Source organism: Pseudomonas sp. 43(2021), from assembly GCF_017490805.1.
Lineage (GTDB): Bacteria > Pseudomonadota > Gammaproteobacteria > Pseudomonadales > Pseudomonadaceae > Aquipseudomonas.
Window position 1 is genome coordinate 46,033 of sequence record NZ_JAFGYJ010000034.1, and the last position, 6,317, is coordinate 52,349.

General features: G+C 64.7%; 7 protein-coding genes. 4 read left to right on the plus strand and 3 right to left on the minus strand.

Annotated features, from left to right (window positions below; translation table 11 throughout):
* Window positions 1–129 precede the first annotated feature (129 nt).
* A complete protein-coding gene (dadR, locus tag J5M71_RS23445) occupies window positions 130–618 on the plus strand; it encodes a transcriptional regulator DadR (protein WP_003258963.1) in 489 nt (162 codons plus the stop codon).
* A gap of 2 nt (window positions 619–620) precedes the next feature.
* Here dadR and J5M71_RS23450 read toward each other — a convergent pair whose 3' ends face one another.
* Window positions 621–974 carry a YkgJ family cysteine cluster protein gene (locus tag J5M71_RS23450; protein WP_186684038.1) on the minus strand — a complete coding sequence of 118 codons (354 nt, stop codon included), beginning with the start codon at window positions 972–974 and terminating at the stop codon, window positions 621–623.
* A gap of 210 nt (window positions 975–1,184) precedes the next feature.
* Between J5M71_RS23450 and J5M71_RS23455 the strand changes: the two genes are divergently transcribed.
* Window positions 1,185–2,477, plus strand: a complete 1,293-nt coding sequence (locus J5M71_RS23455) for an FAD-binding oxidoreductase (protein ID WP_207837558.1) — start codon at window positions 1,185–1,187, stop codon at window positions 2,475–2,477.
* 144 nt (window positions 2,478–2,621) lie between these two features.
* Here J5M71_RS23455 and J5M71_RS23460 read toward each other — a convergent pair whose 3' ends face one another.
* Window positions 2,622–2,852, minus strand: a complete 231-nt coding sequence (locus tag J5M71_RS23460; protein ID WP_063912221.1) for a DUF1127 domain-containing protein — start codon at window positions 2,850–2,852, stop codon at window positions 2,622–2,624.
* A 178-nt stretch (window positions 2,853–3,030) separates the two neighbouring features.
* On the opposite strand from J5M71_RS23460, the gene J5M71_RS23465 reads away from it, so the two are divergent.
* Both J5M71_RS23465 and J5M71_RS23470 read left to right on the plus strand, forming a co-directional pair.
* On the plus strand, window positions 3,031–4,461 hold the full coding sequence (locus J5M71_RS23465; protein WP_207837560.1) for a PLP-dependent aminotransferase family protein: 1,431 nt from the start codon (window positions 3,031–3,033) through the stop codon (window positions 4,459–4,461).
* A 60-nt stretch (window positions 4,462–4,521) separates the two neighbouring features.
* Window positions 4,522–6,078, plus strand: a complete 1,557-nt coding sequence (locus J5M71_RS23470; RefSeq protein WP_207837562.1) for a phospholipase D family protein — start codon at window positions 4,522–4,524, stop codon at window positions 6,076–6,078.
* A 131-nt stretch (window positions 6,079–6,209) separates the two neighbouring features.
* Here J5M71_RS23470 and J5M71_RS29355 read toward each other — a convergent pair.
* Window positions 6,210–6,317: hypothetical protein (locus J5M71_RS29355; RefSeq protein WP_243434321.1), on the minus strand; the 108-nt coding region annotated here is incomplete at its 5' end.

The following is a 6,317-nucleotide window of genomic DNA, read 5'->3' on the forward strand; positions in this document are numbered from 1 at the left end:
GCAGACTTTTATTGAAATGGCATGAATGCGCGCAGTATAGGAATTTGAGGGCAGTGCAATTCACTATATAAAAGCCTATTATTGGCGAGAATTCTCGGCAAAATCGCCTTTCACGGAGGGGCATCCCCTATGAGAACCCAGCACCAGAGCAAGCGTGAACTGGACAAGATCGACCGTAACATCCTGCGTATCCTGCAGAACGACGGGCGTATTTCCTTCACCGAACTGGGCGAGAAAGTCGGGCTTTCCACTACCCCTTGCACCGAGCGCGTCCGCCGCCTGGAGCGCGAGGGCATCATCATGGGCTACAACGCCCGCCTGAACCCGCAGCACCTCAAGGGCAGCCTGCTGGTGTTCGTGGAAATCAGCCTGGACTACAAGTCCGGCGACACCTTCGAAGAGTTCCGCCGTGCGGTGCTGAAGCTGCCCCACGTACTGGAATGCCACCTGGTTTCAGGTGACTTCGACTACCTGGTGAAAGCGCGTATTTCCGAGATGGCCTCGTATCGCAAGCTGCTCGGCGACATCCTGCTGAAGCTGCCGCATGTGCGCGAATCGAAGAGCTACATCGTGATGGAAGAGGTGAAGGAGAGCCTTTGCCTGCCGATCCCGGACTGATGCTAGACCAGCACCTGGCGGGTGGTGGCAATGAACTGGTGGACCAACTGCTCGGCGGCGGGGTCGATCATCTGTTCAGGGCCACGACCGCGCGGGCACGCCAGCCGCGGCGTGGTGCCGAACAGGCGGCAGATCATTGGCCGCTCCTCGTACACGGTGCAGCCGTTGGGGCCCAGGTGCACACAGTCCAGGCGCTCCAGGGCGGCATCCTGCTCGGCCTGGGACTTGCGCGGCAGGCGGGCCATTTCTTCCGCCGACGTGGTGACCGGGCCGCAGCAATCGTGGCAGCCGGGTTCGCACTCGAATGAAGGGATGAGTTCGCGCAGGAAGTGGATCTTGTGGCGGTTGCAGGACATGGCTGGGTACAAAGCTAAATAGATAAGTTCGATTATAGGCCCATTCGCGGGTAAACCCGCTCCCACAGGATTGTGGATGCACCAGGCATTGCGCTGTCCCTGTGGGAGCGGGTTTACCCGCGAACGAGTGCGCAGCCCTCGTCTTGTTGCCCACCACCCTACCCCGGCTTATCCTCCTCCCCTCAGCCCACCAGCCTCAGGACCTGCCCAATGATCCACAGCGCGCAGCACGCCGCCTCCTATTACGCCGCCAGCAGCGCGCCACACCCTGACCATTCCTTCCTGCAAGGCGAGCACAGCGCCGACGTGTGTATCGTCGGCGGCGGCTACTCGGGCCTGAACACGGCCATCGAACTGGCCGAACGCGGCTTCTCGGTCATCCTGCTGGAAGCCCGCAAGCTCGGTTGGGGCGCCAGCGGGCGCAATGGTGGGCAGCTGATCCGTGGCGTCGGCCACGGTCTGGAACAATTCCTCCCGGTGATCGGCGAGGAAGGCGTGCGCAGCATGAAGCTGATGGGCCTGGAAGCCGTGCAGATCGTCCGCGAGCGGGTCGAAAAGCATGCCATTGCCTGTGACCTGACCTGGGGTTACTGCGACCTGGCCAACAAACCCGCCGAGCTGCTGGGCTTTGCCGAAGACGCCGAAGAACTGCGCAGCCTGGGCTACGCCCATGAATTGCGCCTGGTGGGCAAGGACGATATCCACAGCGTGGTCGGCGCTGACTGCTACGTGGGCGGGCTGGTCGACATGGGCTCCGGCCACCTGCACCCGCTCAACCTGGCCCTGGGCGAAGCGGCCGTGGCCAGCCGCCTGGGCGTGAAGCTGTTCGAGCAGTCCGAGGTCATCCGCATCGACTACGGCCCGCAGGTGCAGGTGCACACCGCCCAGGGCCGGGTGCGCGCCAAGACCCTGGTGCTGTGCTGCAACGCCTACCACAACAACCTGAACCGCGAGCTGGGCGGCAAGGTATTGCCGGCGGGCAGCTACATCATCGCCACCGAGCCGCTGGGCGAAGAGCGCGCTCGCTCGCTGCTACCGCAGAACATGGCAGTGTGTGACCAGCGGGTGGCACTGGACTATTACCGGCTATCCGCCGACAACCGCTTGCTGTTCGGCGGTGCGTGCCACTATTCAGGCCGCGATCCGAAGGACATCGCCGCCTACATGCGGCCGAAAATGCTCAAGGTGTTCCCGCAACTGGCCGATGTGCGCATCGACTACCAGTGGGGCGGCATGATCGGCATCGGCGCCAACCGCCTGCCGCAGGTTGGCCGCCTGGCCAGCCAGCCGAACGTGTATTACGCCCAGGCCTACTCCGGCCATGGGCTCAACGCCACCCACCTGGCCGCACGCCTGCTGGGCGAGGCCATCAGCGGCCAGGAAAGCGGGCGGTTCGACCTGTTTGCCAAGGTGCCGCACATCACCTTCCCCGGCGGCAAGCACCTGCGCTCACCGCTGCTGGCGTTGGGGATGCTGTGGCATCACCTGAAAGAGCTGATCTGAAAGCTGCACACTGCCCCTTGTGGGAGCGGCCTTGTGTCGCGAAAGGGCTGCGAAGCAGCCCCGGCAATTCATGCAGTGATGCAAATATCCTGGGGCCGCTGTGCGGCCCTTTCGCGACACAAGGCCGCTCCCACAAAGATCGCATCAGTCCTTCCAGAAGGGCTTACGCCCCTCGGTCAGGGCCTGCTCCCAGCTCAGCCCGACATCGCGCAACTCGTCATCGGTCAACTGCAGCAGCGCCCTGCGGGTATGCCAGCGATGCAGCATCAGCCCCCAACGCCCCAACCCTTCCGGCGCGTTGAACACCTTGGCTTGCTGCCCGGCTTCCAGCTCCTTGGCCAACAGTTGCAAGCGCACATCGCTCATGCCACCCATCACCGCATCCTCTCGTTCAGTCGATACCGTGGAGAAAGCATGCGCGTCGGCAGCACCGGCAATACAGATCCAATACAGCCTTATTATTCCCATACAGAATTGGCCGTCGGCCGACTGAATGCTGTATTTTCACCGCAACTGTACCGGTCGCTATGCCAAAGCAACGCAGGAGTATGCCGTGACCCTTTACCTGAACCTCGCCGAACTGCTTGGCGCCCGTATCGAACAGGGCCTGTACCGTCCCGGCCAGCGCCTGCCGTCGGTACGCGCTCTGAGCGTGGAGCACGGGGTCAGCCTGAGCACCGTGCAGCAGGCCTACCGCATGCTGGAAGACAGCGGCATGGTCTCGCCCCGGCCCAAATCCGGCTACTTCGTCAACGACCACCGCCACCTGCCGGCCCTGCCCGCCGTCAGCCGCCCGGCCCAGCGCCCAGTGGACATTTCGCAATGGGAGCAGGTGCTGGAACTGGTGCGCAGCACCCCACGCCAGGGCGTGATCCAGCTCGGCCGCGGCATGCCCGACATCGACAGCCCCACCCTCAAGCCACTGCTGCGCAGCCTCGCCCAGCTGAGCCGGCGGCAGGACATGCCCGGCCTGTACTACGACAACATCCACGGCAACCTGGCCCTGCGCGAACAGGTGGCCCGGCTGATGCTCGACTCCGGCTGCCGCCTGGGCCCGGCGGACCTGGTGATAACCACCGGCTGCCATGAGGCGCTGTCATGCAGCATCCGCGCGGTGTGCGAGCCGGGCGATATCGTCGCGGTCGACTCCCCCAGCTTCCACGGCGCCATGCAGACTCTCAAAGGCCTGGGCATGAAAGCCCTGGAAATCCCCACCGACCCGGTCACCGGTATCAGCCTGGAGGCGTTGGAACTGGCCTTGGAGCAGTGGCCGATCAAGCTCATCCAGATCACCCCCAGCTGCAACAACCCGCTCGGCTATATCATGCCCGAGGCCCGCAAGAAGGCCCTGCTGAGCCTGGCCCAGCGCTACGACGTGGCCATCCTGGAAGATGATGTCTACGGCGACCTGGCCTACACCTACCCGCGCCCGCGCACCCTCAAGTCGTTCGACGACGATGGCCGCGTGCTGCTCTGCAGCTCATTCTCCAAGACCCTCGCCCCCGGCCTGCGGATAGGCTGGGTGGCGCCCGGGCGTTATCTGGAGCGGGTGCTGCACATGAAGTACATCAGCACCGGCAGCACGGCCAGCCAGCCGCAGTTGGCCATTGCCGACTTCATCGCCGGCGGGCACTACCAGCCCCACGTGCGGCGCATGCGCAGCCAGTACCAGCGTAGCCGCGACCTGATGAGTGACTGGGTGACCCGCTATTTCCCGGCGGGCACCCGGATCAGCCGGCCCCAGGGCGGCTTCATGCTTTGGGTAGAACTACCGGAAAATTTCGATACGCTGCGCCTGAACCGGGCTTTACTGGAGCAGGACGTGCAGGTTGCCGTGGGCAGCATCTTCTCGGCCTCGGGCAAGTTCCGCCACTGCCTGCGCATGAACTTCGCCGCGCGGCCGACACCGCAGATCGAAGCCGCCGTGCGCAAGGTTGGTGAAACCGCCCTTCGTCTACTGGATGAAGAAAGCGCCGGCACGTAACTTTGCGCCGCCCACCACGGTCCAACCCCTTAAGCCTTAGCTGCACAGGACGATCCACCCTTGAGACTCCAGCGAGCCCTGCCTCTGCTGCTGGTGCTGCTGCTCGGCCTTGCCGGCTGTGCCAGCGTCGGCACGCCCCGCGAAACCAGCCAGGCGCTGCCCGCCAACGACTCAGCCTTCGGCCGCTCGGTACTGCGCCAGGCCGCGCCCTACGGCGGCCGCTCGGGCTTTCGCCTGCTGCCCAACAGCAACGAGGCATTCCGCGCCCGCGCCGAACTGATCCGCAACGCCCAGGCGAGCATCGACCTGCAGTACTACATCGTCCACGATGGCCTCAGCACCCGCGCCCTGGTGCATGAACTGCTGCGCGCCGCCGACCGTGGCGTGCGTGTGCGCATCCTGCTCGACGACACCACCAGCGACGGCCTGGACGTCATCATGGGCACCCTCGATGCCCACCCGAACATCCAGATCCGCGTATTCAACCCGCTGCACCTGGGCCGCAGCACCGGCGTGACGCGCGCCGTGGGCCGCCTGTTCAACCTGTCGCGCCAGCACCGGCGCATGCACAACAAGCTGTTCCTGGTGGACAACAGCATGGCCATCGTCGGCGGGCGCAACCTGGGCGATGAGTATTTCGATGCCGAGCCCAACCTCAACTTCACCGACATCGACTTGCTGGGCGTCGGCCCGGTGGCCGAACAGCTCGGCCACGGTTTCGATCAATACTGGAACAGCGCCCTGAGCCGGCCGATTACCGACTTCCTCTGGCATGACCCGGATGCCGGTGACCTGCGCGCCAGCCGCCACCGCCTGGAAGTGTCGCTGGCCGAGGCCAGGACCCAGCGCAAAGCCCTGTATGACCGCTTGATGGCCTACCAGTCGCAGCCGCGCCTGGATGTGTGGCGCAACGAGCTGATCTGGGCCCATGCCCAGGCGCTGTGGGATGCGCCGAGTAAAGTGCTGGCCGATGACGAACCAGACCCGCAACTGCTGCTGACCCAGCAACTGGCCCCTGACTTGAGCAAGGTGCAACACGAGCTGATCCTGGTATCGGCGTACTTCGTGCCCGGCGAATCCGGCCTGCTGTACCTGACCCACAGTGCCGACGCGGGCATCTCGATCAAGCTGCTGACCAACTCGCTGGAAGCCACCGACGTGCCGGCCGTGCATGGCGGCTATGCGCCGTATCGGCGGGCGCTGCTGGAGCACGGCGTGCAGTTGTACGAGCTGCGCCGCCAGCCCGGCGACCCCAGCGCCCGGCACCGGGTGAGCTTCCATGGCAGCTCGGACTCGAGCCTGCACAGCAAGGCGATCGTGTTCGACCGGCGCAAGACCTTCATCGGCTCGTTCAACTTCGACCCGCGTTCGGTGTTGTGGAATACCGAGGTCGGGGTGCTGGTGGACAGCCCGGAACTGGCCGAGTACACCCGCGCGCTGGCGGTACAGGGCATGGCCCCGGCATTGAGCTACCAGCCGACGCTGGTGGGTAACCAGATAGTGTGGGTGACCGAGGAAAACGGCAGGCGGCGCATGCTGACATCCGAACCGGGTGGGATGTGGCGACGGTTCAATGCCTGGATCAGCAAGGCGGTTGGCCTGGAGAAGATGTTGTAGCGGCGATTGCTGGGGGCGCTCTGCACCCCTTTCGCGACACAAGGCCGCTCCCACAAAGGTGCAGCGTACGCCGATCAAATGTGGGAGCGGCCTTGCGTCGCGATGGGCCGCAAAGCGGCCCCAAAAATCCATCAGGCAGAAGCAGGCTCGAAGGCCCCGCGCCTCCGGGTCAATACCACCAACCCCGCAGCCCCCGCAGCCATCAGCAACGGCAACGCATGCCCGCTGATCCACTGGCC

Excerpts from the sequence above, each read along its gene's own strand:
- J5M71_RS23460 (WP_063912221.1), bottom strand. The coding sequence starts at position 2,852 with ATGGGTGGCATGAGCGATGTGCGCTTGCAACTGTTGGCCAAGGAGCTG.
- dadR (WP_003258963.1), top strand. The coding sequence starts at position 130 with ATGAGAACCCAGCACCAGAGCAAGCGTGAACTGGACAAGATCGACCGT.
- J5M71_RS23450 (WP_186684038.1), bottom strand. The coding sequence starts at position 974 with ATGTCCTGCAACCGCCACAAGATCCACTTCCTGCGCGAACTCATCCCT.
- J5M71_RS23455 (WP_207837558.1), top strand. The coding sequence starts at position 1,185 with ATGATCCACAGCGCGCAGCACGCCGCCTCCTATTACGCCGCCAGCAGC.